The organism is Nonomuraea sp. NPDC050328 (genome assembly GCF_044459405.1).
Taxonomy (GTDB): domain Bacteria; phylum Actinomycetota; class Actinomycetes; order Streptosporangiales; family Streptosporangiaceae; genus Nonomuraea.
The window spans coordinates 105,399-129,421 of sequence record NZ_JBITIW010000004.1; the positions used below are offsets into that span (position 1 = coordinate 105,399).

The 24,023-nt window shown below is 70.4% G+C and carries 28 protein-coding genes, 2 tRNA genes and 1 other RNA gene; 18 read left to right on the forward strand and 13 right to left on the reverse strand.

The window, feature by feature from the left end; translation table 11 throughout:
- Positions 1-27: 27 nt before the first annotated feature.
- Complete coding sequence (locus ACIBG7_RS16645; protein ID WP_397336761.1) at positions 28-939, forward strand: SMP-30/gluconolactonase/LRE family protein; 912 nt, start codon at positions 28-30, stop codon at positions 937-939.
- A gap of 5 nt (positions 940-944) precedes the next feature.
- Here ACIBG7_RS16645 and ACIBG7_RS16650 read toward each other — a convergent pair whose 3' ends face one another.
- Together ACIBG7_RS16650 and ACIBG7_RS16655 are read right to left on the reverse strand one after the other, a co-directional pair.
- A complete protein-coding gene (locus tag ACIBG7_RS16650) occupies positions 945-1,676 on the reverse strand; it encodes an ABC transporter permease (protein ID WP_397336762.1) in 732 nt (243 codons plus the stop codon).
- Positions 1,673-2,572 (reverse strand): ABC transporter ATP-binding protein, encoded by a 900-nt coding sequence (locus tag ACIBG7_RS16655; RefSeq protein ID WP_357928440.1) that lies wholly within the window; start codon positions 2,570-2,572, stop codon positions 1,673-1,675. Before ACIBG7_RS16655 ends, ACIBG7_RS16650 begins: the two co-directional genes overlap by 4 nt.
- A 109-nt stretch (positions 2,573-2,681) precedes the next feature.
- Here ACIBG7_RS16655 and ACIBG7_RS16660 point away from each other — a divergent pair, with 109 nt between their 5' ends.
- The 3 genes from ACIBG7_RS16660 to dnaN all read left to right on the forward strand — a co-directional run bounded on the left by ACIBG7_RS16660 (position 2,682) and on the right by dnaN (position 5,906).
- The gene (locus ACIBG7_RS16660) at positions 2,682-4,040 is read left to right on the forward strand and encodes a sensor histidine kinase (RefSeq protein WP_397336763.1); all 1,359 of its coding nucleotides are present in this window, start codon (positions 2,682-2,684) and stop codon (positions 4,038-4,040) included.
- The gene (locus tag ACIBG7_RS16665; RefSeq protein WP_357928445.1) at positions 4,037-4,696 is read left to right on the forward strand and encodes a response regulator transcription factor; all 660 of its coding nucleotides are present in this window, start codon (positions 4,037-4,039) and stop codon (positions 4,694-4,696) included. Before ACIBG7_RS16660 ends, ACIBG7_RS16665 begins: the two co-directional genes overlap by 4 nt.
- A gap of 112 nt (positions 4,697-4,808) precedes the next feature.
- Positions 4,809-5,906 carry a DNA polymerase III subunit beta gene (gene dnaN, locus ACIBG7_RS16670; protein ID WP_357928448.1) on the forward strand — a complete coding sequence of 366 codons (1,098 nt, stop codon included), beginning with the start codon at positions 4,809-4,811 and terminating at the stop codon, positions 5,904-5,906.
- Here the strand turns inward: dnaN and ACIBG7_RS16675 are convergent.
- Positions 5,884-6,333: a MarR family winged helix-turn-helix transcriptional regulator gene (locus ACIBG7_RS16675; protein ID WP_357928450.1), complete on the reverse strand. Its 450-nt coding sequence runs from the start codon at positions 6,331-6,333 to the stop codon at positions 5,884-5,886. The genes dnaN and ACIBG7_RS16675 overlap by 23 nt on opposite strands.
- Before the next feature lie 60 nt (positions 6,334-6,393).
- Here ACIBG7_RS16675 and ACIBG7_RS16680 point away from each other — a divergent pair, with 60 nt between their 5' ends.
- Complete coding sequence (locus ACIBG7_RS16680; RefSeq protein WP_357928453.1) at positions 6,394-7,212, forward strand: SDR family oxidoreductase; 819 nt, start codon at positions 6,394-6,396, stop codon at positions 7,210-7,212.
- A 28-nt stretch (positions 7,213-7,240) separates the two neighbouring features.
- Here ACIBG7_RS16680 and ACIBG7_RS16685 read toward each other — a convergent pair whose 3' ends face one another.
- From ACIBG7_RS16685 to upp, 5 genes are all read right to left on the reverse strand, one after another.
- Complete coding sequence (locus tag ACIBG7_RS16685; protein WP_357928455.1) at positions 7,241-7,918, reverse strand: FadR/GntR family transcriptional regulator; 678 nt, start codon at positions 7,916-7,918, stop codon at positions 7,241-7,243.
- A gap of 89 nt (positions 7,919-8,007) precedes the next feature.
- Positions 8,008-9,342, reverse strand: a complete 1,335-nt coding sequence (locus tag ACIBG7_RS16690) for a helix-turn-helix domain-containing protein (protein WP_397336765.1) — start codon at positions 9,340-9,342, stop codon at positions 8,008-8,010.
- A 98-nt stretch (positions 9,343-9,440) separates the two neighbouring features.
- Positions 9,441-9,971, reverse strand: a complete 531-nt coding sequence (locus ACIBG7_RS16695; RefSeq protein WP_357928460.1) for a PH domain-containing protein — start codon at positions 9,969-9,971, stop codon at positions 9,441-9,443.
- Positions 9,972-10,224: 253 nt separating this feature from the next.
- A complete protein-coding gene (locus ACIBG7_RS16700; RefSeq protein WP_357928466.1) occupies positions 10,225-10,449 on the reverse strand; it encodes a hypothetical protein in 225 nt (74 codons plus the stop codon).
- 114 nt (positions 10,450-10,563) lie between these two features.
- Entirely contained in the window at positions 10,564-11,202 is a 639-nt protein-coding gene (gene upp, locus ACIBG7_RS16705) for a uracil phosphoribosyltransferase (RefSeq protein ID WP_357928468.1), read from the reverse strand.
- 124 nt (positions 11,203-11,326) lie between these two features.
- Here upp and ACIBG7_RS16710 point away from each other — a divergent pair, with 124 nt between their 5' ends.
- The 4 genes from ACIBG7_RS16710 to ACIBG7_RS16725 all read left to right on the forward strand — a co-directional run bounded on the left by ACIBG7_RS16710 (position 11,327) and on the right by ACIBG7_RS16725 (position 12,881).
- Positions 11,327-11,833 carry a tRNA adenosine deaminase-associated protein gene (locus tag ACIBG7_RS16710; RefSeq protein ID WP_357928472.1) on the forward strand — a complete coding sequence of 169 codons (507 nt, stop codon included), beginning with the start codon at positions 11,327-11,329 and terminating at the stop codon, positions 11,831-11,833.
- A gap of 16 nt (positions 11,834-11,849) precedes the next feature.
- Positions 11,850-12,329, forward strand: coding sequence for a tRNA adenosine deaminase-associated protein (locus ACIBG7_RS16715; protein WP_357928474.1), 480 nt, complete (start codon positions 11,850-11,852; stop codon positions 12,327-12,329).
- Between the two features lie 14 nt (positions 12,330-12,343).
- Positions 12,344-12,781 (forward strand): tRNA adenosine(34) deaminase TadA, encoded by a 438-nt coding sequence (gene tadA / locus ACIBG7_RS16720; protein ID WP_397337124.1) that lies wholly within the window; start codon positions 12,344-12,346, stop codon positions 12,779-12,781.
- A gap of 10 nt (positions 12,782-12,791) precedes the next feature.
- A tRNA-Ser gene (locus ACIBG7_RS16725) sits at positions 12,792-12,881 on the forward strand.
- A gap of 69 nt (positions 12,882-12,950) precedes the next feature.
- Here the strand turns inward: ACIBG7_RS16725 and ACIBG7_RS16730 are convergent.
- The 3 genes from ACIBG7_RS16730 to ACIBG7_RS16740 are packed head-to-tail and all read right to left on the reverse strand — an operon-like array spanning position 12,951 to position 15,062.
- Entirely contained in the window at positions 12,951-13,244 is a 294-nt protein-coding gene (locus tag ACIBG7_RS16730; RefSeq protein WP_357928477.1) for a type II toxin-antitoxin system VapB family antitoxin, read from the reverse strand.
- A gap of 36 nt (positions 13,245-13,280) precedes the next feature.
- On the reverse strand, positions 13,281-14,114 hold the full coding sequence (locus ACIBG7_RS16735) for a neutral zinc metallopeptidase (protein ID WP_397336766.1): 834 nt from the start codon (positions 14,112-14,114) through the stop codon (positions 13,281-13,283).
- A 15-nt stretch (positions 14,115-14,129) separates the two neighbouring features.
- On the reverse strand, positions 14,130-15,062 hold the full coding sequence (locus tag ACIBG7_RS16740; protein WP_357928481.1) for a neutral zinc metallopeptidase: 933 nt from the start codon (positions 15,060-15,062) through the stop codon (positions 14,130-14,132).
- A 101-nt stretch (positions 15,063-15,163) separates the two neighbouring features.
- Between ACIBG7_RS16740 and ACIBG7_RS16745 the strand changes: the two genes are divergently transcribed.
- The 7 genes from ACIBG7_RS16745 (at position 15,164) to ACIBG7_RS16775 (ending at position 20,558) form a co-directional block, all read left to right on the forward strand.
- On the forward strand, positions 15,164-15,760 hold the full coding sequence (locus ACIBG7_RS16745) for a LysE family translocator (RefSeq protein WP_357928946.1): 597 nt from the start codon (positions 15,164-15,166) through the stop codon (positions 15,758-15,760).
- A 56-nt stretch (positions 15,761-15,816) separates the two neighbouring features.
- Entirely contained in the window at positions 15,817-17,697 is a 1,881-nt protein-coding gene (locus ACIBG7_RS16750; protein WP_397336767.1) for a S41 family peptidase, read from the forward strand.
- 67 nt (positions 17,698-17,764) lie between these two features.
- Positions 17,765-18,181, forward strand: coding sequence for a hypothetical protein (locus ACIBG7_RS16755; RefSeq protein ID WP_397336768.1), 417 nt, complete (start codon positions 17,765-17,767; stop codon positions 18,179-18,181).
- A gap of 71 nt (positions 18,182-18,252) precedes the next feature.
- Positions 18,253-18,549 (forward strand): hypothetical protein, encoded by a 297-nt coding sequence (locus ACIBG7_RS16760; protein WP_397336769.1) that lies wholly within the window; start codon positions 18,253-18,255, stop codon positions 18,547-18,549.
- Between the two features lie 149 nt (positions 18,550-18,698).
- On the forward strand, positions 18,699-18,917 hold the full coding sequence (locus ACIBG7_RS16765) for a hypothetical protein (RefSeq protein WP_397336770.1): 219 nt from the start codon (positions 18,699-18,701) through the stop codon (positions 18,915-18,917).
- Between the two features lie 81 nt (positions 18,918-18,998).
- Positions 18,999-19,838, forward strand: coding sequence for a hypothetical protein (locus ACIBG7_RS16770; RefSeq protein WP_397336771.1), 840 nt, complete (start codon positions 18,999-19,001; stop codon positions 19,836-19,838).
- 24 nt (positions 19,839-19,862) lie between these two features.
- Positions 19,863-20,558: a 2'-5' RNA ligase family protein gene (locus ACIBG7_RS16775; protein ID WP_397336772.1), complete on the forward strand. Its 696-nt coding sequence runs from the start codon at positions 19,863-19,865 to the stop codon at positions 20,556-20,558.
- Positions 20,559-20,562: 4 nt separating this feature from the next.
- On the opposite strand, the gene ACIBG7_RS16780 is transcribed toward ACIBG7_RS16775, so the two are convergent.
- Both ACIBG7_RS16780 and ACIBG7_RS16785 read right to left on the reverse strand, forming a co-directional pair.
- On the reverse strand, positions 20,563-21,165 hold the full coding sequence (locus ACIBG7_RS16780) for a DUF6461 domain-containing protein (RefSeq protein WP_397336773.1): 603 nt from the start codon (positions 21,163-21,165) through the stop codon (positions 20,563-20,565).
- A 109-nt stretch (positions 21,166-21,274) separates the two neighbouring features.
- Positions 21,275-21,362, reverse strand: a tRNA-Ser gene (locus tag ACIBG7_RS16785).
- 83 nt (positions 21,363-21,445) lie between these two features.
- Here ACIBG7_RS16785 and ffs point away from each other — a divergent pair.
- Both ffs and ACIBG7_RS16795 read left to right on the forward strand, forming a co-directional pair.
- Positions 21,446-21,541: signal recognition particle sRNA small type (ffs, locus tag ACIBG7_RS16790), an RNA gene on the forward strand.
- A gap of 28 nt (positions 21,542-21,569) precedes the next feature.
- Positions 21,570-23,954 (forward strand): DNA polymerase III subunit gamma and tau, encoded by a 2,385-nt coding sequence (locus tag ACIBG7_RS16795; protein WP_397336774.1) that lies wholly within the window; start codon positions 21,570-21,572, stop codon positions 23,952-23,954.
- The last annotated feature ends 69 nt before the right edge of the window (positions 23,955-24,023 follow it).

Sequence of the window (24,023 nt, forward strand, 5' to 3'; positions counted from 1 at the left end):
TATCCGGTGAACATGGAGGTTTTCCGGATGGAATCCATGGTGGCCGAGTTTGAAGCTCTCGACCCGCGCTTCGAGGGCGTCGGCGGCGACGAGCGGGTGGAGCGCATCGCGACCGGGTGCCGCTGGGCCGAAGGCCCGACGTACGTGCCCGCCGGGCGCTACCTGGTCTGGAGCGACATCCCCAACGACCGGATGATGCGCTGGGACGAGATGACCGGCGCGGTCGGCGTCTTCCGCAGCCCGGCCGGCTACACCAACGGCCACACCCTCGACGCCCGGGGCCGGCTCGTCTCCTGCGAGCAGGGCAACCGCCGGGTCACCCGCACCGAGGCCGACGGCTCGATCACCGTCCTGGCCGACCGCTGGCGGGGCAAGCGCCTCAACAGCCCCAACGACGTGGTCGTGCGCTCCGACGGCAGCATCTGGTTCACCGACCCGAGCTACGGCATCACCAGCGACTACGAGGGCCCGGGCCGCGCCGAGAGCGAGATCGGCAACGACCAGGTCTACCGCCTCGACCCGGCCACCGGCGAGCTGACCGCCGTGGCGACCGACTTCATCCGCCCGAACGGCCTGGCCTTCTCGGCGGACGAGTCGCTCCTGTACGTCGTCGACACCCGCCGCAAGCACATCCGCGTCTTCGACGTCGACGCCGCGACCGGCGAGCTGAGCGGCAGCCGCGTCTTCGCCGACTGTACGGCAGGCAGCTTCGACGGCATCCGGCTCGACGACACCGGCCGGGTCTGGGCGGCGACGCACGAGGGCGTCCACTGCTTCGACCCGGACGGCACGCTGATCGGCCGCTTCCTGCTGCCGGAGAAGTGCTCGAACCTGGTCTTCGGTGGGCTCAAGCGCAACTGGCTCTTCGTCACCGCGTCGAGCTCGGTCTACGCGCTCATGACCAACGTGCGCGGCGCCGCCCCGGCCTACGCCCGCTAGCGCGCTCACTCCCAGCGGAACAGCCGGACCGCGAGGCCGCCGAAGAGCAGCACGCCCAGGGCGACCACCGCGAGGTGCGCGAGCTGCGGCGGCTGCCCGGACCAGGTGTCGCGCAGGGCCTGCACGAACGGCCCGGCGACGGAGTAGTCGCTGATCGTCTTGAGCGCCGGCGGCATGACGTCGCGCGGGATCCACATCCCGGCCATGAACAGCAGCGGGAACATCACCGCCGTCCCGATCAGCGGCGCCGACTTGGCGCTGGGTGCGACGGCGGCGATGAGCAGCCCGATCGCCATCAGCGCCGCGGTGCCGAGCAGCAGCACCGGCACGAAGGCCACCCCGGACGGCAGCGCCGAGCCGAACACCAGCCGGCCGGCCGCCAGCAGCACCACGACGGCGACCGCGCCGAGGGCCGTGTTGATCAGCAACTGCACGGTGAGCATGGCCGCCGGGCTGGCCGGCGTGGTCGACATCCGGCGCAGCACGCCCTGCTTGCGGTAGGTGGCCAGCACGCCGGGCAGCACGTTGAACGCCACCGTGCACAACGCCAGCAACATCATCGACACCGGCAACTGGACGTCGACGAAGCGCTCGCCGCCCAGGTTCGGGTCCGGCTTGCTCAGGTCGGGGATGTGGCCGAGCGCCACGAGCAGGGTGAGCGGCAGCCCGAGGGTGAACAGGATCGACCAGGGCTCCCGCAGGTGCAGCTTGGTCTCGGTGATGAGGATCTGCTTCATGCCAGCTTCTTTCCGGTGAGCGCGAGGAAGGCGTCGTCGAGGGTGGCCTGCTCGATGCGCAGGTCGGTGGGGACGATCCCGGCCGAGGCCAGGGCGAGGGTGACGGCGTGCGGCAGGTTGCCGGTGCCGGTGACCGCGATCTGGGCGCCGTCGCGGGCCAGGCCGGTCACCTCGGGCAGGCCGCGCAGCACCGACTCGTCGAACGGGCCGGACGGGCGGAAACGCAGCCGCTGCTCGCCGTTGACCCGGTCGATCAGTCCGACCGGGCTGTCCACGGCGACCACGCGCCCGGCGTCGATCACCGCGAGCCGGTCGCAGAGCCGCTCGGCCTCCTCCATGAAGTGGGTGACCAGCACGATCGTCACGCCGGAGTCGCGCACCTCGCGGATGAGGTCCCAGGTCTCGCGCCGGGCCGCCGGGTCGAGCCCGGTGGTCAGCTCGTCCAGGATCGCCACGCGGGGCCGGCCGACCAGGGCCAGCGCGATGGACAGCCGCTGCTTCTGGCCGCCCGACAGCTTGCCGAAGTAGGCCTCGCGCTTGGCGGTCAGCCCCACCCGGTCGAGCAGGTCGCCGGGTCGCTCGCCGTAGAAGGAGGCGAACAGCTCCAGCGCCTCCCAGACCTTGATCTTCTCCGGCAGTTCGGAGCTCTGGAGCTGGACGCCGAGAATGCGGCGGATCTCGCGCCGCTCGGTGAGCGGGTCGAACCCGGCGATCCGGATCGTGCCGCCGTCGGGCGAGCGCAGCCCGGACAGGCACTCGACCGTGGTGGTCTTGCCCGCTCCGTTCGGGCCGAGCACGCCGAAGATCTCGCCCTCGGCGACGGAGAAGCTGACGTCGTCGACCGCGACGTGGTCGCCGTAACGCTTGTGGAGCTTGGTGACTTCGATGAGGGCCATGGCCAGAACGCTAGGAAGCGCGCTCGGTCCCCGGTATGCGGCTGGGTGCCGGGAAGGGTGTACCTAGCTGCAATACCGGATGGGCGGCGACATCGAGGACACTTGGGACATGCCCCGGGTCCTCTCCCTCCTCGCCATGATCGTCGTGCAGGTCGTCGTCCTGGCGATGTCCATGGTGGTGCTGGTGTTGTGTTTCGGGCTCGGCCTGGTCTTCCTGTTCCCGCCGCAGGCGATGGCCATCCGCCGGTTGGCCGAGCGTACCCGGCGGATCGCCGGGATCGCCTCGCCGTACCGGCCGGCGCCCCCGCCGCCGCGGCCCGGCGCCGACGGCTGGTACCGCTCCGACCGCACGCTCTACAAGACGCCGCGTATCCCGGCCTGGAACAACCGCTGGAAGTGGCTGCTGCACGACCCGCAGACCTGGCGGGACGCGTTCTGGCTGCTGCTCGACCCGCCGGTCAAGGTGCTGATGGCCCCGATGCTGCTGCTCGTTCCGGGCCGCGGCCTGCGGGTCTACCGGGCATGGGCCGAGCTGCTGCTCGGGCACACCGAGAGCAGCCGGCTGGCCGGCGAGGTGCGGCACCTGACCCAGGTGCGCAGCCTGGTCAACGACTCGCAGGCGGCCGAGATGCGGCGCATCGAGCGTGACCTGCACGACGGCACCCAGGCCCGCCTGGTCGCGCTCGGCCTGACCCTCGGCGCCGTCGAGGAACTCGTCGACAAGGACCCGGTCGCGGCCAGGGCGCTGGTCGTCAAGGCCCGCGAGGCCTCCGCCGAGGCGCTCGTCGAGCTGCGCCGCGTCGTCCGCGGCATCCACCCGCCGGTGCTGGCCGAGCGCGGCCTGGCCGACGCCGTCCGGGCGCTCGCGCTGGACTGCCCGCTCCCGGTCGAGGTCACGGTGGACCTGGCCCAGCGGCCCTCCTCGCCGGTCGAGGCCGCCGCCTACTTCGCCGTCAGCGAGCTGCTCAACAACGCGGTACGGCACGCCGACGCCACCTCGGTGCGGGTGGACGTCAGCCATCGTGGCCCCGACCTGCGCATCACCGTCACCGACGACGGCCACGGCGGCGCCGACCCGGACAACGGCAGCGGCCTGTACGGCATCGAGCGCCGCCTGGCCGCCTTCGACGGCGTGGTCGCGCTGAACAGCCCGCCCGGCGGCCCGACCACGGTGACGCTGGAGTTCCCGAAGGTGCTGTCCGACCACTGGGCGAGCGCCCTGCCGCGGATGCCGAGGTGGAAGGCGATCGTGGTGGCCACCTGCTGGCTGACCGCCTGGCTGCCGACCTTTCCTCAGGGCATCGTGGCCGGGGTGCTGAAGGCGCTGGCGGTGCCGGAGAAGTCGTGGTTCCTGGCCCTGCACCTGCCCGAGCCGTGGCAATGGCCGATGATCGTCTTCATGATCCTGCTGGGAGCCTCCATGTACGTCCTCGCCTCGCTGCTGTCGGCCCAGGCGGTGCGCGCGTGAACCGCGTGCTCGTCGCCGAGGACCTCTACCTGCTCCGCGACGGCCTGGTCCACCTGCTGCAGGCGCACGGCTTCACCGTCGTGGCCGCGGTCGAGAGCGGCCCCGAGCTGTACAAGGCCCTCATCGAGCTGCGGCCGGACGTCTCCATCGTGGACGTACGGCTGCCGCCCACCTTCACCGACGAGGGCCTGCAGGCCGCGCTCGCCGCCCGCGAACGCATCCCGGGCCTGCCGATCCTGGTGCTCTCCCAGCACGTCGAGCAGCTCTACGCGGGCGAGCTGCTCGCCGACGGCGCGGGCGCGATCGGGTACCTGCTCAAGGACCGGGTCTTCAACGCCGGCCAGTTCGTGGACGCGGTGCGCCGGGTGGCGGCCGGCGGCACCGCCATGGACCCGGAGGTGATCGCCAAGCTGCTGGCGCGCAACCGGCGCGACGAGCCGCTGGGCAGCCTGACGCCGCGCGAGCGCGAGGTCCTGGAGGCGATGGCCGAGGGCCGTTCCAACGCGGCCATCTCGCAGCGGCTCTTCCTGAGCGAGAGCGCGGTGGCGAAACACACCGCCTCGATCTTCGGCAAGCTCGACCTCGTGCCGTCCGACGACGACAACCGCCGGGTACTGGCCGTTCTGGCGTACCTGAACGCTGCCAACCGCGGCTAGCCTGGGGGCGCGCGCACGCCTGAGGGGCCGCTGAGCCGGGGCTGACTCCCGCTTCTGTCGGTGGGGCCAGATATTTTTCTCTCATGGCCCGCTGGACGAAGGGGTAGATCACGTGAAAATTCGGGTGAGTCGCGATGTGCTGGCCGAGGCCGTGGCTTGGGCGGCGCGGGTCCTGCCCAGCCGCCCCGCCGCGCCGGTGCTCTCCGGCCTGCTGCTGGAGGCGGGCGAGGAGCTCACGCTCTCGGCCTTCGACTACGACGTCTCGGCCCAGGCCACGGTCGACGCCGACGTCTCCGAGCGGGGCAGCGTGCTGATCCCCGGCAAGCTGCTGGCCGAGATCACCCGTGCGCTGCCGGGTGACAGCGTCGAGCTGGTGACCGAGGGCGCCGAGGCGGTGCTGACCTGCGGGTCGGCCGAGTTCGGGCTGGTCACCATGCCGGTCGAGGACTTCCCCACCATGCCCAAGATGCCACCGGTCATCGGCCACATCGGCGGCGGCGTCTTCGCCTCGGCGGTGAGCCAGGTGGCCCCCGCCGCCAGCCGGGACGACACACTGCCGATGCTCACCGGCATCCGGGTGGACATCGAGGGCGCGGAGGTCGCGATGGCGGCCACCGACCGCTACCGCATCGCCGCCCGCGACTTCACCTGGCGTCCGGCGCAGGCCGACGCGGCGGTCTCGGCGATGGTCCCGGCACGCGTGCTGGTCGAGGTGGCCAAGTCGCTGCGCGGCGGCGAGGTGGCGATCGCCATGGGCGGCGGCGTGGCCGGCTTCGAGAGCGTGGGCCGCAGCACCACCGTGCGCCTGCTCGACGAGCAGTTCATCGACTACCGCGCGCGGCTGCAGAGCGACTGGTCGATCAAGGCCGACGTGCGGGTGGCGCCGTTCATCGACGCCATCAAGCGGGTCGCGCTGGTCGCCGAGCGCAACACCGCGATCCGGCTGACCTTCACCCAGGGCCAGGTCAAGATCCAGGCGGGCGGCGGCGAGCTGGGGCGCGGCGTCGAGGTGCTCGACTGCGAGCTGCGGGGCGACGACATCCAGATCGGGTTCCAGTCGCACTTCCTGCTCGACGGGCTGAGCGGCGTCGAGTCGGAGTTCGCGCGCATCGCGATGGACTCGCCGACGCGTCCCGCGCTCGTCTCCGACGTGCCGGGTGACGCCCAGCCCGCCTTCCGCTACCTGGTCATGTCGCTGCGCCTCGGCTGATCTCCACCAGCTTGCGCAGGGTCGCCTTGAACGCGGCGAACTCCTGCTCACCGACCGCTTCGGCGTAGCGTCGCTCGATCCCGGCGACGACCTCGTCGGAGCGGTTCATGCGTTCCACGCCCTTGGCCGTGGGCACCACCAGCTTGGCCCGCCGGTCGCTCGGATCCGGCCGGCGTTCGACGAAGCCCAGCTCCACCAGCTCGTCGATCAGCGTGCCGATGACCTGCTTGTGCTGGCCCGACAGGGTCGCCAGGTCGGTCGCGCGGCTGCCCTCCTCGTCCAGATAGGCCAGCACCGCGCCGTGTTTCGGCCCCGGCCCCTGCCGGTCGTCCAGGTCACGGACCATGTCCCGCTGCAGGCCGAAGAGCAACCGGGCCACCAGGATCCCCAGGTCGGGATCGGTCTGCTTGCGCTCGCTCCGCCTCACGCCGCCTCCAAATTAGTCACTGATATTGACTGTCACTAAAACTGACTATATGGTCTTCTCATGACCATCCTGATCACCGGTGCTACCGGAAACGTGTCGTCCGCCCTGATCCGCGCGCTGCCCTCCACAGAGAATGTACGAGTCCTGGTGCGTGACCCGGCAAGGGCTCCCGAGGGCGTGGAAGTGTTCGTGGGCGACCTCGACCACCCCGAGACGCTCACCGAGGCGTTTGACGGGGTCGAGACCCTGTGGCTGCTGACCGCGATGGGCCCCAGCTCGCCGCACGCCAGCGGCAATGCGGTCTGGGCGGCTCGCCAGGCGGGGGTCAAGCACATCGTGCGGTTGTCGGCCATCGGCGCCGCCCATGATGCGCCCACCCGCAACGGCCGCCTGCACGCCCTGTCCGACCTCGAACTGCAGGCCTCGGGCATCGCCTGGACCATCATCCGGCCCGCCTTCTTCATGCAGAACCTGTTCGGCTCGGTCAACGGCGACACCCTGTACGGTGGGCTCGGCGACGGGCGACTCGGCATGATCGACGTGCGCGACATCGCGGAGTTCGGCGCCCGGGTGCTGGCCGACCCCGCGCCGCACGCCGGCCGGATCTACACGCTCACCGGCCCGGAGAGCATCTCGCTGCAGCAGGCCGCGGCGGCGGTGGGGGCGACCTACCAGCCGGTGCCGGAGGAGGGCGTGCTGGAGGCCATGCTCGGCGCCGGCTTCCCCGAATGGGACGCCAAGGTCTCCGTCGAGTACGGCAGGGCCTACGCCGCCAACTGGGGCGACTACACCACGACCCACTTCAGCGACGTCGTCGGCCGACCGGCCCGGTCGTTCGCCGACTTCGCCCGCGACCACGCCGCCCAGCTCCGGCCGTGAGCCGTCGGAGCGCGTGGCACGCGGCGGGTCAGTCCTGGTCGGTGAGCGCGATGAGGATGTGCTCCATGCACGCGTGCCCCGCGCGCTCGGCGGCGGTGGCGTCGCCGGCGGCGATGGCGCGGGCGATGGCGTCGTGCGGGATGTAGCTCTTGTTGAGCGAGGTGCCGGCGGCGGTGATGCTGGCGCGCAGCGCGGCGGAGAAGTCCTCGTAGAGGTCGATCAGCACGAGGTTGTGGGTGGCGTGCACGATCGCCATGTGGAAGACGAGGTCGGCCTCGACGAACTCCTCGGCGGTGCCGGACTCCCAGGCCCGGTCACGGGCGGCCAGCGCGGCCTCGATGCGGACGATGTCCTCGTCGTTGCGGCGGGTGGCGGCCAGGCGGGCGGCCTCGACCTCGAGGGCTCGCCGCACTTCGAGGATCTCGAGCTGCTCGGCCTGACGCAGGCGGCGCAACATGGCGCCGGACAGCTCGCTGGTGGCCCGGACGTAGGTGCCGTCCCCCTGACGGCACTCCAGCAGTCCGGCGTGGGTGAGCGCGCGGACGGCCTCGCGGACGGTGTTCCGCCCCACTCCGAGCTGCTCAGCCAGGACAGTCTCGGTCGGGATCTTGCGGTTCATCGACCACGAACCTGAGGTGATCTGCTCTTTGAGCTGGTCGATCACCTGGTCGACGAGCGAAGCTCGCTGCGCCGTACGCAGACTCACAGTCCGCCTCCTCCGGGGAAACCAGTCATCCTATGAGTCAATGACTGGTAGACCCTAATTATTCCAGGGCCCAAAGACAAATCCGGAGGTCAACGAGGGGTGGTTGCGTGGACGGTCACGCCGGCCAGCGCCGAGCGCACTCCGGCGGCCTCGAGCGCTTTACGATACGCGGACGTCTGGTCTGCTCGCGCCCCGACCTGGCCGAAGAGATCACCGAGCTCGCGCCAGGTGCGGGCCGCCTGCCGGTTGGCGCCGTAGAGCGGGCCCTCCAGCGCGGTCAGCAGGGCGCGGGCGCTGGTGAGCGAGCCGGTGGCGTCGGCGCCGAGGCCCAGGGAGACCTGGGCGAGCACGAGGTGCGCCTGCGCGGTCACCGTGCCGGGGGCCTCGCCGAGCAGTTCGAGCGCCGTGGTGGCCAGCTCGCCGGCGCGCGCCGGGTCACCGGCCCGCAGCCGGACGCGGGCGTGGATGACCTGGCTCTCGCCGAGCTCCCCACGGGTGGCGGTGAAGACCGACAGGGCGCGGGCGGCGGCGGTGACGTGTTCCTCGGCCTCGGCCACCGGGCACGACTCCAGCCGCGCCCAGTGCATGGCGGCCCGGGCGAGCTGCAGGCCCAGCCGGGCCGGACGGCCGGCGGCGATGGCGTCGTCGGCCAGGCGGACGGCCAGCGCGGAGTCCTCACCGGCGGCGGCGGCCTTGGAGGCCTCCCACAGCGTGCGGATCTCCGCGGAACGGTCCAGAACCTCGGGAACGCCGTTGGTCTCCAGCACCCGCCTGAGGAAAGCGATTTCAGTGGGGTTGTCCTCGCCGATCTCGATCAGCGTGGCGGCCAGGTCGACCGCGAGCTCACCCTGGTCGACGCCGAGGCGCGACATCTGGCCGAGCGCGTGCAGCCCGAGGTCGCGGGCGCGCAACCGGTCGCCGGCGCGCTGGTAGCAGCGGCTCAGGGCGATGGTCAGCGGCAGGTCCGCCAGGCGTTCGGGGTGGGCGGAGGCTTCGGCGCGCAGCCGCTCCATGGCCTCGACGGCCTGCCCGAGGCGGCCCTGCTCCTCCAGGGAGCGGGCGCGGCCGAGCCGGGCCTGGGCGGCGAGCATGGCGTTTTCCTCGCCGACCGCTTTGACGATCTCGTTGAACCGCTCGGCGGCCAGGGCGGCGTCGCCGTGACGCAGCTCCAGCTCGGCATGACGGAGGCCGAGTTCGGTGTCGATGCGCTGGCGCGGCTCGATGCCGTGCAGGAGGAACTCGGTCGTGCAGCCGAGGCGTTCGGCCAGCAGGCGCGCGACGACGGGCGTGGGCGTGCGCTTACCCGACTCGATGAGCGAGACATAACTGTCAGACAGGTCCGGTCCGGCCAGCTGGGCCTGAGACATCCGCCTGTTCAGCCGCAGTCCGCGGACGCGGTCACCGATGGTTCCCTGACTCGGCATCTCATCTCTCAGGGCGGGGAAGGGTCAACAACACGCAATGATTGCATGAAGTGGCCCGATCGGGTATCCCCGCGCCAGGAAATCCCTACCTGAGAGGATTAATCATCACCCTTGTCGTCGCCCGGGAATAGCATCGAGCACACCTCGAGATAGAGCGTTTCGGGGTAGGGAATGTACCCCACTCGCGACAAGGCCTGATCTTGACCCGCCGACTCGAGGATGAACTCGCCGTAACCGAGCAGGCGGCCCATCAGGGAACGCTGGAAGCTCATGTCCGTGACCTTGCCGAGGGGCATCATCGCGACCTTGCGGGTGATGAGCCCGGTCGTCTGCAAGATCCGCTTTGTCGTGACGACGAAGTAGTCAACTGACCATTCGGCGACTTTCCAGACAAAGCGGATCAGCAACAGCAACCAGAGCCACCACACCACGACGAGTGCGGTGCTGCTGTTTCCCTCGCCGAAGAAGCGGCTGAGCAGTCCGGCGATGATCAGGCCGCCGAAGACCTCGGCGACCGGACGGAGTAGTACGGCGGGGTGTCGCCGCACCATGATGTGTGGCTGTTCGTGGGGGAGTAGGTAACGGTTGACCGACGACGGAGCAGCGTCCCCGTGGGTCACAAGTCTCATGCGATGCTGGTCACAAAGTGCGCGAGAGAGTCGGCTGCGTTGAACACGGTGTCGAGAGCGCCCCTGACGGCATCAGCCGCGTCCGCGGGCCTCGCGAAGAGGAAGTACGCGACAAACGCGATACCCCCCCAGATGGCATACTTCTTGACCTGCACTGTCGCCTCCGTACTTACTACCCACTACACCCGCCGAGTACATTACCCACCTCACTGGCCGGGTAAAGCGTAACTTCGCCGGTAAGTCTTGATCTTCTTTAACCGCGCTCGCTCGCGACGAGCGCGAGGACGTGAAGGTGCTTGCGCGCGATGCGCTCCACCAGGCCGGGGTGGGCGTAGCCCGTGACCTCCAGCGCCCCGTAGTGCGCCGCCTCGACGCAGCGGGTCACCGTCGAGGCGGAGTGGACGCCGGCGAACTCGTCGCGCAACGCCGACTCCACCTCTTCATACGGACCGGGATCCGCTTCGATTCGCTCGCTCATGGTGCTCCCAAAGATCCGCGTCAGTAACGCGGAGGAGATGCCTTCCTCACTGTACGTACCCGTGAGAACACAGTATGTAACGAAGCGGCGAGCTTGGTGAAGGGAAAGAGCTACTCAGACAACGCCATAGAGACGGTCACCGGCGTCGCCGAGACCAGGCACGATGTAGCCGTGCTCGTTGAGCCGCTCGTCCAGCGAGGCGGTCACCACGCGGATCGGCCGGCCGGAGTCGGCGAACTCCTTGTCCATGTAGGCCAGGCCCTCGGGCGCGGCCAGCAGGCACAGCGCGGTCACGTCGTCGGCGCCGCGGTCGAACAGGAAGCGGATCGCCGCGACCAGGGTGCCGCCGGTGGCCAGCATCGGGTCGAGCACGTAGCACTGGCGGCCGGACAGGTCGTCGGGCAGCCGGGTGGCGTAGGTCTCCGCCTGGAGGGTCTCCTCGTTGCGGATCATCCCCAGGAAGCCCACCTCGGCGGTGGGCAGCAGGCGGGTCATGCCGTCGAGCATGCCCAGACCGGCCCGCAGGATCGGCACCACCAGCGGCTTCGGGGAGGCCAGCCGTACGCCGTGGGCCTCGGAGACGGGAGACTGCACGGTCACGTCGGTCACCCGGACGTCACGAGTGGCCTCGTAGGCCAGCAAGGTCACCAGCTCGTCCGCCAGGCGACGGAAGGTGGGCGAGTCGGTGTTGACATCACGCAGCGTGGTGAGCTTGTGGGCCACGAGCGGATGATCGACGACAAGGGTCTCCATAAGGGACAACGCTATCTTGTGTGGGAGGAGGCGGCACGTCGCGTCCCTGGTTTTGATCACAATTTGGCAGGAGCGGCCCACGACGAGTGGCCGGTTCTGAAACCATGCGCAGTGGGGGTGGGCAATGACAGACGAGGACGCGCTCGACTTCGCCATCGTGGTCTACCGCGAAGACGACCGGTGGTACGCCGATCTGTTGCCGGTGGCCTTGACGTCGGACCTGCACGGCCTCCTCCACGCGTTGCGCCAGCAGCCCAGTGAGAGCGGCACGATCGGGTTGATCGCGGTGGGCGACGAGTTCTTCGTGGCGCTGCGGGTGCTGGGCGACCGGGTGGACGTGTTCCTCTCCGACATCGCCGCGGCGCTCGACTTCCCGCTGGCGCAGCAGGTGCTGGAGTATCTCGACGTGCCGGTCCCCGACGAGGACGAGCTCGACGAGATCCTCGACGAGGACACCGTGCTGCCCGCGGGCGACCTGTCGATCTTTGTGGACCTCGGGTTGGACGAGATGGAGCTGGGCATCCTCTCCGGTGACATCGACCTGCACCCCGAGGACGTGTTGTCCAGCATCGCCGCCCGGCTGGGTTTCTCCGAGCCCTTCGAGCGGGCGATCGACTCCGTTTTCGGCTGAACCGGGAGCTCGGCCCATGGTCTCCAGCGCTGTCTTCGCCGCCGCCTTCGTCCGCACCCCCGACGGCTGGTCGGGGGCGGAGGTGGATCTCAGCGGCGCCGAGCTCGTGGACGATCTCGGCGACGCGACGGGCGAGGCCCTGCGGCTGACCGGCGACGAGCTGGCCCTGCTGTGCGTGGAGGTCGAGGACGAGTGGTTCGCCATCGCCCGCTACCGGGGCGTGGAGGAGCCGCGGGTCTTCCTCTCCGACGCGCACGCCGTCGGGCCCTCCAGCCTCGGCGAGCTGTTCGCGGAGTTCGCCGGCTTCGTCCCGGACAAGGACTCCACCGAGCTCGGCGTCCGCCCGGCCGGCGACCTCGAACTGCTGAGCGACCTCGGCATGAGCGCCGAGGAGCTCATGGAGCTGAGCATGGAGGAGGGCGTGCTGCCCGCCGACATCCTCTCGGTGATCGCCGAGAAGCTCGGCTTCGCCGACGAGCTCGACCGCCTGCGGTGACCTACGACGCGGCCATGCGGCTGGCGCTCGCCCAGGCACGGCTCGCGTCCGAGCGCGGCGAGGTGCCCGTGGGCGCCGTCGTGCTCGGCCCGGACGGCGCCGTGCTGGCCGAGGCCGGCAACGACCGCGAGGCCACGGCCGACCCCACCGCCCACGCCGAGGTGCTGGCCCTGCGCGCCGCCGCCGCCCGGCTGGGGACATGGCGGCTCGGCGGCTGCACCCTCGTCGTCACTCTGGAACCCTGCACCATGTGCGCCGGCGCCGCCGTACTCGCCCGGGTCGACCGGATCGTGTACGGCGCGGCGGACCCGAAAGGCGGCGCGACCGGCTCGTTGTGGGACGTCGTGCGCGACCGCCGCCTCAACCACCGCCCCGAGGTGATCCTGGACGTGTTGGCGGAGGAATGTGCCGGGTTGCTCAAGGAGTTCTTCGCCGCTCGCCGGATCCGGTAAGCTGCTCCACGGTGGTGTCGCCTAGTGGCCGATGGCGCGCGCCTCGAAAGCGCGTAAGGGGGCAACTCCTTCGAGGGTTCAAATCCCTCCACCACCGCCAGACGAATCAGGGCCCCTGCTCCGGCAGGGGCCCTGACGCGTTTCCGCAGGTGTTACCGCGGGTCAGGTGTCACTGGATGTCCAGCACGCGGGCGTGCAGGATCGAACGCTGGTGCAGGGCCGCGCGGAGCGCCCGGTGGAGCCCGTCCTCCAGATAGAGCTCGCCGCGCCACTGGACGACATGCGGGAACAGGTCGCCGTAGAACGTGGAGTCGGCGGCGAGCAACGAGTGCAGGTCGAGCATCGCCTTGGTGGTGATCAGCGAATCGAGCCGCACCTGCCGAGGCGGAATCTGCGCCCATTCCCGATTGCTCAACCCATGATCGGGATAGGGGCGGCCGTCGCCCACCAACTTAAAAATCACCTCATCGAGTTTAGGAGACAATCCGCTCGCGCGCGCTCACTGCAGTCCCGCGGGGTTGCAGCCGTTCGGGTCGCCGCCCGCGTAACCGGTCTTGAAGGCGTTGACGCGCTGCTCGGAGCTGCCGTGGGTGAAGGAGTCGGGGTCGACCCGGCCCTGGGTGCGCTCCTGGATCCGGTCGTCGCCGACGGCCGCGGCCGCGTCGAGCGCCTCGGCGATCTGCGCGTCGGTGAAGGGGGCCTCGAAGAAGCCGGTGTCCACCGCGTTCTTGGTCCAGACGCCGGCGAAGCAGTCGGCCTGGAGCTCGGTGCCGACCGAACCGCCGCCGCTGAGGCCGCCGGTGAGGTTCTGGACGTGGTGACCGTACTCGTGAGCGATCACGTACGCCTGGGCGAAGGGGCCGCCCTTGGCGCCGAACTGGCTCTGGAGCTGGTCGAAGAAGGTCAGGTCGAGATAGACGCGGCGGTCTCTCGGGCAGTAGAACGGCCCGACCGCCGAGGTGGCGTCGCCGCACCCGGTCTGCACCGCCTGGGAGAAGAGCGTGGTCTTGGCCTGCTCGTAGCCGGGCAGCGCCTCACGCCAGTAGGCCTGGATGCTGTTGACCACGCCGACCACGCGGCACTTCTCCGACTGGTCGGCGTCGGCGCCCGTGCGGCACTGCTCGGAGAGGTTGGAAGTGGGTTGCACGCCGGCCGGCTGGCCGCCCTCGCCGCCTCCGCCTCCGCTGCCCACGCCGAAGACGAGCGCGACGATGAGCGCGATGATGCCGGTGATGCCGCCGCCTATGGCGAGACCGCCGCCGGGGAACCCGCCGCCCCGACCGGCGTCCTGAACTTGTGAGCTGTCTAGTTCGGCTTCGTCCCTGAAGTCCATAGGGAGGGAACTGCCCTATATCGCGCCCGTGAACGTGTCGCAGCGGCTGGGGTTACCTGACTCGTAGCCCGTGGTGAACCATTTGGCCCGCTGGGCGGAGGTGCCGTGGGTGAACGCGTCCGGCACGACCATGCCCTGCGAGCGGCGCTGGATGCTGTCGTCGCCGACCGCGGCGGCGGCGTCGAGGGCCTGGTCGATGTCGGCCTGGGTGAAGGGCTCTGAGTAGAAGCCGGTCTCGACCGCGTTCTTGGCCCAGACGCCGGCGTAGCAGTCGGCCTGCAGTTCGAGGCGGACCGCGCCGCTGGTGGCGCCCTGGCGGTCGTTGCCGACCCGGTCCATGGTGCCGAGCAGGTTCTGGACGTGGTGACCGTACTCGTGGGCGATCACGTACGCCTGGGCGAACGGGCCGCCCTGCGCGCCGAACTGGCGCTGGAGGGTGTTGAAGAAGGACAGGTCGAGGTAGACCTTCTGGTCGCCGGGGCAGTAGAAGGGGCCCACGTTGGAATCCGCCGTGCCGCATGCCGTACGGACGCGGTCGGAGAAGAGCACGGTCTTGGCCGCCGTGTACGGCTGGCGCCCGCGCTGGCTGAAGGCCTGCTTCCAGTAGGCCTGGATGCTGTTGACGATGCCGACGATGCGGCAGTCCTCCGACTGGTCGGCGTCCGAGCCGGTCTGGCAGCGGGCGGCGAGGTTGCCCGAGGGGCTGGCCGCGGGCACCTGCTGGCCGCCCTGCGGCTGCGCCGGCTCGTCGGTCAGCGTGGACGGGACCAGCTTGAACAGGAAGAGCGCGGCGACCGCCACCAGGAGCAGCAGGCAGCCGCCCTTGCCCCCGATGGGTACGGCGCAGCCGCCGGGCAGGCCACCGCCGCTGCGGCCCGGCCGCTGACCGGACGCCCGCACGTCCTCGATCTGGGACGGGTCGAGCTTGGCATCGTCGTCGAACTGCATGCGGTCCGTGTTCCCGGGTAATGGCGTGATTACCCTCCGTGTTTCGTTACGCTTGGCCCATGTCGAGTGGATTGCTGGGAATTGCCCTGGTTTCTTTGGGCATGGTGCTGACGCCAGGACCGAACATGATCTACCTGATCTCCCGGTCGATCACCCAGGGCCGCCGCGCGGGCCTGATCTCGCTGACGGGGGTGTTCCTCGGCTTCACGCTCTACCTGGCCGCCACCTGCCTCGGCCTGACCGCGATCTTCACGCTGGTGCCGGCCGCCTACACCGCGCTCAAGCTCGGCGGCGCGGCCTACCTGCTGTGGCTGGCCTGGAAGACGCTGCGACCGGGTGGCGCCTCGGCCTTCGAGCCGCAGGCGCTCGAAGTGGCCTCCAACCGGCGGCTGTTCTCCATGGGACTGCTGACCTGCCTGCTCAACCCCAAGATCGCGATCCTCTACCTGTCGTTGCTGCCGCAGTTCGTGGACCCGGCGGCGGGCAACGTGCTCGGCCAGAGCCTCGCGCTCGGCTCGGTGCAGATCGTGGTCGCCACCACCGTCAACGGGCTCATCGCGATCTCGGCGGGCGCGCTGGCCGCCTTCCTCGCCGCCCGGCCCGCCTGGCTGCGCATCCAGCGCTACGTCACCGGCTCAGTGCTCGGCGGCATGGCGATCCTGATGGCGACCGACCGGTCGAAGGCCGTCGCCGCCTGAGCTTGAGTAGGGGCTTACTCATGTAGCCGCGGCGGGCCGGTGCCCACAATCGCGCCATGACCGTGGAAACCATCACGCTCCAGGACACCGTCGCGGCCGTCCCGCTGGCGCGGTTCCTGGCCACCGCGGGCCGGCTGGCCCCCGAAGGCCGCCGGGCCATCGCCGAGCAGGCGCTGCTGGTGCTGGAGCGCAACTACGTCAACCTGCCGCTCAAGACCACGCGGTACGCGATCAACCCGGTGCAGCGGCTGCGGCTCCTGCTGGCGCGGCTGCGCCCGGAGACGCCCGAGTGGGAGTTCCACGCCGAGCTGGTGTCGATCTTCAACTCGCTGCGTGACCTGCACACCCGCTACTCGCTGCCCGCGCCCTTCTCCGGGGCGGCCGCCTTCCTGCCCTTCCGGATCAAGGACTTCGCGGCCGGCGGGCGGCGGCGCTACCTCTACGCGCCCGACGGCCGGCCGCCGCCCGCCGGGCGCTTCCGTCCCGGGGTCGAGCTGCTGCGTTGGAACGGCGTGCCGATGGACCGGGCGGTCCAGCTCTACGCCGACCGGCTGCCCGGCGCCAACCCGGCCGCGCGGCACGCCCGTGCCGTCGACACCTTCACCGTGCGCTCGCTGGCCTTCGGCGGGCCGCCCGACGAGGAGTTCATCCTCATCGACTTCCTCGACCTCGACGGCGAGCCCGGCGCGGTGGCCGCCGAATGGCTCGTGCCCGCCGGGCTCGCCCCGGCCGCCGCCGACGGCTCGGTGGGGGCCGGCCGTACGCTCGCGGTGGACATCGAGGGCCGCCAGCTCGCCCGGCTGCGCACCCTGCTGTTCGCCCCGCACATCGCCGAACAGCAGGACGCCGGCGCCACCGTGGTCGCCGGCCCCGGCGACATCCCGGTCAGCGGCGAACTGGCCGAGATGTTCGAGGCCCGCGTGCTCACCACGCCCAGCGGCGACTTCGGCCACCTGCGCATCCGCAGCTTCCACCCCAACAACCTGCCGGGGGACGTGGCGATCCCGCTGTTCGTGAACGAGTTCATCCGGCTGCTCGGCCAGATGCCGCCCGCCGGGGTGATCCTCGACATCCGCGGCAACGGGGGCGGATACGCCGAAGCCGCCGAGCTCTGCCTCCAGGCGCTCACCCCGGGGCCGCTCGCCTCCGAGCCGCTGCAGTTCCTCAGCTCCGAGCTCAACCTGCGCATCTGCCGGAGCCAGGACTGGCTCGGCGGCTGGGTGCCGTCGCTGGAACAGGCCATCGAGACCGGCTCGCCGTACTCCGCCGGCCTGCCGATCACCGACGCGCGCGACCTGGCCCGTGTCCCGCAGTCCTACCTCGGGCCGCTCGTCCTGCTCACCGACGCGCGCAGCTACTCCGCCGCGGACATCTTCGCCGCCGGCTTCCAGGACCACCGGCTCGGGCCCGTCATCGGCACCGACCCCACCACCGGCGCCGGAGGCGCGGCGGTCTGGAAGCACACCACCTTCCTCCAGGTCCTCAACGCGCCCGGCGAGTTCCCCTACCGGCCGCTGCCCGGCGGGGCCGGGCTGTCCGTCGCCATCATGCGTCTGCTGCGCGTCGGCCCGGCCGCCGGCGTCGCCATCGAGGACTTCGGCGTGGCCGCCGACCTCGTCCACGCCACCACCCGGGACGACGTCCTGCACGGCTCGCGTGACCTGTTCGCCCGTGCGGGCGCCGAACTCTCCCGAGGGGTACGGCGAAGCTTCGAGGTCACGCTCGGGGACGGCGACCTCCAGATCGCCGCCGAAGGCGTGGACCGCGCGGACATCTACGTCGACGGCCGCCCCCGGGCCTCGGTCGACGTCGACGGCGTCGCCAAGGTCTCGCTCGACCTCGGCTCCCGCTCGATCCGGGTGGAGGGCTTCTCCGCCGGCCGGCTCGTCGCCGTCCGCCGCTTCGAGCAGGGAGAACTCGTGACCTCGCTGGCCTAGCCGGGCCGGCTGGGCGGCTCTTATGATCAGGCTCCCCCCAGTCGCGCTTTCTCCCTTGAGGTCTTGAATGTCGGAAACCCCGAAGCTGCCGTCGCCCGCTCCGGCGAAGGAGTACCTCCCCTCGGAGGTATCCACCGCCCGGGTGATCATGTTCGTCCAGGTGGGATTCGGGCTGCTCGCCCTGGCCTTCGTCCTCCCCACGCTGCTCAGCGCCGGCGTGGGGCTGGAGCTGCTGATGCTCCTTCCCGCTCTGCTCGGCCTGTTGCTCCTTCTCTTCGCCGCCCTCCGCTTCCGCTCCCGCAAGCGCTGGGCCCGCTACGTCGCCCTGGCCGCCGAGGGCTTCAGCGTGCTGACCTGGATCTACGAGCTCATCGAGCTCGACGGCGGCCAGAACGGCATCGGGAACCTGTTCAGCCTGGGCTTCCCGCTCATCGTCGTCATCCTGCTCAGCCGCACCCCGGCCGCCCGCTGGTTCGACCGCTGACCCCGCCCCTGGCCGTCCGGGTCAGCCGTCGCCTGCTGCTGCTCGAGATCCTCTTCAGCACGGTCTGGCTCGTGGCCGGCCCTGCCGTTCTCGCGTCCATGGGCCAGGACTTCCGTGTCGCGGGCGTGCTCTACCTGATCGCCCATGTCGTGACCACGATCTTGCTGATCCGCTTCTTCTACCTCTGGCCCTCGGGGCGGTGGGGGATCATCGCGGTCGTCGCCTTCCGCGAAGCCGTCCAGCTCGCGGCCCTCGCCGTCGACGGTCCCTTCCGCTGGGCGGTGGCGTTTCCGCAGCTGCTCCTCCCGTTGACCTTGGTGATCCTGCTCCTCACCCCGTCAGCGGCCCGCTGGTTCGCCCGCCCTTGATCGGTCGGAGGCGGCTCCGTACGCTCGGCGAATGATGGCCACCGACTTAATGTCCGCCCTGTTCTGGGCGTGTTCCTAGGGGCGCCTGCGGCGCTCTGGTGGCTGGCGGTCGTTCTGGCGAGAGCGTCGGCCGATCGCCCCGACCGGAGGTGGCAGGAGCCTTCATCCCGGCCGCGTTGACCATGGTGCGGAGGGGCACCTCCCGGCTCTTTCCGGTGATCCGGCTCGCGGCCGCCGACCTGGCCCGGAACGCGCGCCACGTGGCTGGCCGGATCGCCGTCGTGCTGATGTCGACCGCCTTCGCCGTCACGGTCATCGTCGTCGCCGCCGCAGAGTCCGAGCGGGACAGGGTCGAGTACCGCCCCTAGGCAAGGCCCGGCGCTCTGGTCGCCCGCGTCTGGCTGGACGCCGCGCCCGTCCGGGCGGCCATCGAGCGGGAGCTGCCGGGCGTGCCGATCGTTCAGCGGGACGGTCCTGAGCAGCCGAGTCTGCTTCGGGTGGAGGCCGAGGGGATGGACCGCTACGAGCAGCCAACCCTGTTCGTCGGTGACCAGGCGTTGTTGCGCTATCTCACCGGAGATCCGGCTACGCCGTACGACGAGGGCGTCGCCGTACTGATCACATCCGACGCCCAGAAGATCGACGCCATCACGATCGAATACAAGCCCGCCCCGTCCAACCCCGATGACACACTGTCGGCCGAGGCCATCCCCGCTTACCCGGCGAGATCCTCGGACCCCACCACGCAGGGCATCTTCCTTCCGACGAAGCTCCTGCACGAGCTGGGCATGCGCCCGCAGCCGGAAGAGCTGATCATCGACCCCGCCCTCCACCGCACGACCGAGGCGGAGCAGGCGCGGCTCGAGGGACACCTGGGCCAGGAGGACGTCCATGTCGAGCGGGGGTACCAGCCGACCCCGAGGGGGATCGTCCCCGTCTCGACAGCGGCCGCCATCGCGCTCAGCGCCGGGCTCGTCGCCGGCCGCCGCGCCGGCCTTCGAAGCCGCGCGGCGCGCACCCTCACGCGCGCCACCGGCAGGCCGTCCCTCCGCCTGTCGGCGGTCACGCGGACCGGGCTGGCCACGCTGTGCGGGGCGCTGCCCGGCGTCGTCATCGGGGTGACGGTCGGGATGCTCCTGGTGTGGCCGGCCACGGCCCCGGTCGGTTACCTCGAGGTTCCGCCCAGGGGCTCCTTCCACACCCCGTGGGAGACGGTTCTCTCCTTCGCCGCCGCCCTTCCCGTGCTCGCCGCGGTCATGGCCGCGCTGTCCAAGACGCGGGCGAAATGACCAGGGCGTTGGCATAATGCCTCGATGCACGATTTCGCCCAGATGTACGAAGACGGGCGCAAAGCCATCGAGACCGGCCAGACCTTCGTGGAGCAACCGCTGCACGAAGGCGGGCGGTGGGGGGCCTCGGCCATCCTCCGGCCTACGGGGGAGGTTCTGGATCGTCTGGCTGAGCTGGCGGCCTCTGCGGGTGCTGCGGCGGGGTCTGGGCAGTGGGTGCATGACCGGCGGGTGCTGCACTTCACGCTCAGGGCTCTGGAGCGCTATCGGTCGGTGATCTCGGCGGATGATCCCCGTCGTCTGGTCTACGCGGAGTGTCTGCGGGCGGCTGTCGCGGGGCTGTCTCCGATCGAAATCGACCTGGTGGGGATCGTGCCGCACCCGGGCGGTGTCCTGGTGGCCGGCCGCCCGGTCGGCGACACGATCGTCACCCTGCAGCAACGTCTCGCCCAGGGTCTTCTGGAGCGTGGGGTCCATGATCTGGAGTACGAGACGCGGGATCAGCTGGTCCGAGACCGCTGGTACGTCAGCCTGGTGCACTTCGCTGCCCCTGTCGCCAAGCCTCGCTCGCTGCTGCGCTGGTGTGAGGAGCGGCGTGGGCTGGTTGTGGGCCGGGCGACGCTGAGCGAGGTGGAGATCATGCATGCCGTACAGACGGGTCAGGGCGTGCGCCTGGACCCGCTGGAGACTGCCTCGCTCGACACGGTCGTGGCTGGCTAGCTGCTCAGCTTTCGAGGGGGTCCGCGCCGAGGAAGCGCAGGGTGCGCAGGTCTGTCGAGGTGGGGAGGCCGGTGATGTGGCCGGCCAAGGCGAAGGCGCCTCCCAGTGAGTCGACGATGTCCGGTCCCTCGATGTCGTGGTCGGGGTCCAGCCCGACCTCGCGCATCTGGTCGACGAAGCGGTCGGGGTCGCTGCCCGAGCGGTCGTCCGGCATGTCCGGGGTGAAGTGGACCACCGGAGCGCCGTCGACGATGTAGGCGAAGGAGTCCTCGGCGTACTCGTGGCGGCAGACCGACACGACTTCGGTCCCGCGTGAGACCCGCGTGTAGATGTCCTCGTCCACGGCGACCTGCCAGCCGCCCGGCTCGATGAGCACGGTCCAGTCGCCGATCCGGGCGGCGCCGACGAAACCGGCCGCGTCCTCGCTCATGGCCTCCACCGAGCGATGGCCCAGCTCGTCGAAGTCGACCTCCTCCAGGGTCTCCTCGTCCACGCCGAACCGGCGGAGGGCTTCTTCCGGGGAGATGCCGCGGACGAAGGACACGCAGTAGATCTCACCCAGCGTCTCGTAGCCGGGGAAACAGGGGGACTCGGGGGCCTCGGTCATGATCGCTCCTCGCTTGACGATGTGAGCGGCATGATCGCAGCAGGCGCCGACAAAAACGAGGCAACGCAAGAGGGCCCCGGCCGGTGTTCCCGGCAGGGGCCCTCTTGGCTGGCGGAGGATGGGGGATTTGAACCCCCGATAGGTTGCCCTATACACGCTTTCCAAGCGTGCGCCCTCGGCCACTAGGCGAATCCTCCGCCGACGAGCTTACCGGACTTCCGGCGGTGAAGTGACCACGAATTCGGGGGTCCGAGCACTGCCGGACGGCGTTAGACTGTTCAGGGACCCCTCGCGCGGCGTCATCCTGTGAACCTCCCCAGGGCCGGAAGGCAGCAAGGATAAGCGGGCTCTGATGGGTGTGCGGGGGGTCTCTTCGTTGAACCCCTTGCAGGCGGGATGGTCGCATGAGCCTTGCGCTTTATCGCAAATACCGGCCCGGGACGTTCGCTGAGGTCAAGGGGCAGGATCACGTCACCGAGCCGCTGAGGCAGGCGCTGAGGTCGGGGCGGATCAACCACGCCTATCTGTTCAGCGGCCCGCGTGGGTGCGGCAAGACGTCGAGTGCCCGAATTCTTGCGAGAAGTCTCAACTGCGAAAAGGGTCCGACGCCTGAGCCGTGCGGCGAGTGCGAGTCGTGTGTGGCGCTGGCCGCGACGGGGCCGGGGCACCTGGATGTGATCGAGATCGACGCCGCCTCGCACGGTGGTGTCGACGACGCGCGTGACCTGCGGGAGCGGGCGTTCTTCGCGCCGGTGTCCGCGCGGTTCAAGATTTACATCATCGACGAGGCGCACATGGTGACCCGCGAAGGGTTCAACGCGCTGCTCAAACTGGTCGAGGAACCGCCGCCGCACCTGAAGTTCATCTTCGCGACGACCGAGCCGGAAAAGGTCATCGGCACCATCAAGTCGCGTACCCACCACTACCCGTTCCGGCTGATGCCGCCCGCGACGCTGAAGGCGTTGCTGGAAGAGATCCTGGTCTCCGAGGACGTGCCGTTCGAGCCGGCGGCGTTGCCGCTGGTGGTGCGGGCCGGCGCGGGATCGGCGCGTGACTCGCTGTCGATCCTCGACCAGTTGCTCGCCGGGGCCGACGACGCGGGCATCACGTACGGCCGGGCGGTGTCCCTGCTGGGGTACACCGACGGCGACCTGCTGGACGAGATCGTCACCTCGTTCGCGGCCCGGGACGGCGCGGCGGTGTTCCAGGCGGTCAACCGGGTGATCGAGGGCGGGCACGACCCGCGCCGGTTCGCCACCGACCTGCTGGAGCGGTTCCGCGACCTGGTGATCCTGGCCAACGTGCCCGAGGCGGCGAGCAGCGGGCTGCTCGACCGGCCCGGCGATGAGCTGGAGCGGCTGGTTCAGCAGGCGTCCTCGATGGGGCCGGCGGAGCTCACGCGGGCGGCGGAGATCTTCAACACCGGGCTCACCGAGATGCGGGGGGCCACCTCGCCTCGGTTGTTGCTTGAGCTGATGTGTGCGCGGGTTCTGTTGCCCGGGGCGGCGCAGGGGGAGGAGGCGCTGCTGGCTCGCCTTGAACGGCTTGAGCGGAGCGGCGTGGTTTCCCAGGTGGCGCTGCAGGCTTCTCCTTCTTCCGCTGGGGCGTCCCATTCGGGGGCCATCTCGCCGCAGGTGCCGGTGTCCGCGCAGCCTCCGGCGCCGGTTGCTTCTCCGCCTCCGGTGGCTGAGGTGGTTGCCAGGGTTGAGGGCGCCGGCTCCGGTACGGCAGGCGAAGGTGAGGGGGACTGGCCTGAGGCGGTGCGGCCGGGGGCGGCTGCGGCGGCCCCGTCTGTTCCCCAGGCTCCGGCTCCGGCTCCGGCTCCGCAGGGTGGTGGGAGTGCGCTGGCGGGGATTCAGGCGCAGTGGCCTGCGGTTCTGGCGGCTTTGAAGTCGCGCAGCATCGTGGTGTGGGCGAACGTGAACACCAACGCCCAGGTGGTGGGGGTTGAGGGGAACATCGTCACGCTTGGGTTCACCCAGGTCGGGGCGATGAAGAACTTCACCGGTGGTGGCAAGGACGCGGTTGTTGCGGCGGTACTCAACGATGTGCTCGGGGGGCACTGGCGAGTTGAGGCCGTGGTTGGGGGGTCGCCTGCGCCAAGGGCTCAACCCGGGGGGTCGGCTAGGCCGGCCCCCTACGCTCCGAGCTCTACGGGCGCGCCGGCTTCGGCGGGTTCTCCTTCGTCGCCGGGTGCTCCGGGTGCGGTGAGTTCGCCGGCCGCGCCGGGTTCGGTGGGTTCGGCGGATGGTGGGCCTGGGGCTGGTTCGGGTGCTCCCGGTTCGGGGGGTGCTGAGGCCGCGGGTGGGCCGGGGCAGTCGGCTGGGGCGGCTCACGGTGGCCCTGGGCAGGGGAACGGTGGCTCTGGGGTGGTCCCGGAGGCGGTGGCTCGGCCGACGACGGATGAGTCGTGGCCGGATGCGCCGGATGAGCCTGATCCTGGTAGTCCCCCGATGGGGGCGGCGAACGGGTTCTCCTCGGCTTCGGGGGCTCCCGCGTCGGGTGGTTCTGCTTCAAGTGGGGCGGCTGCTGGTGCGCCGGTGGTTGGGGCTGGGCTGGCGGCGGCCAGGTCGGCTGCGCGGGCCGCTGCACAGGCTGGGCCGCGACCGCCTGCGCCGCGTAAGGGTGGGGCTTCGGCCTGGCCGGATGCTGTGCCTGGCAAGGGGGCGGATGCCGATGAGGTCGATCCGCTCAACGACGCCGACGCCGATGTGGACGAGGTCGGCGGGATGGAACTGCTCAAGCGGGAGCTGGGCGCCGTGGTGATCGGGGAGATCGACCACACGTAGCAGCGGGGCCGGCCGAAGATCGGTCAGGTCGCTGCGGCCCCCAGAGGGTCCCTTACGGCATCTCGCAAG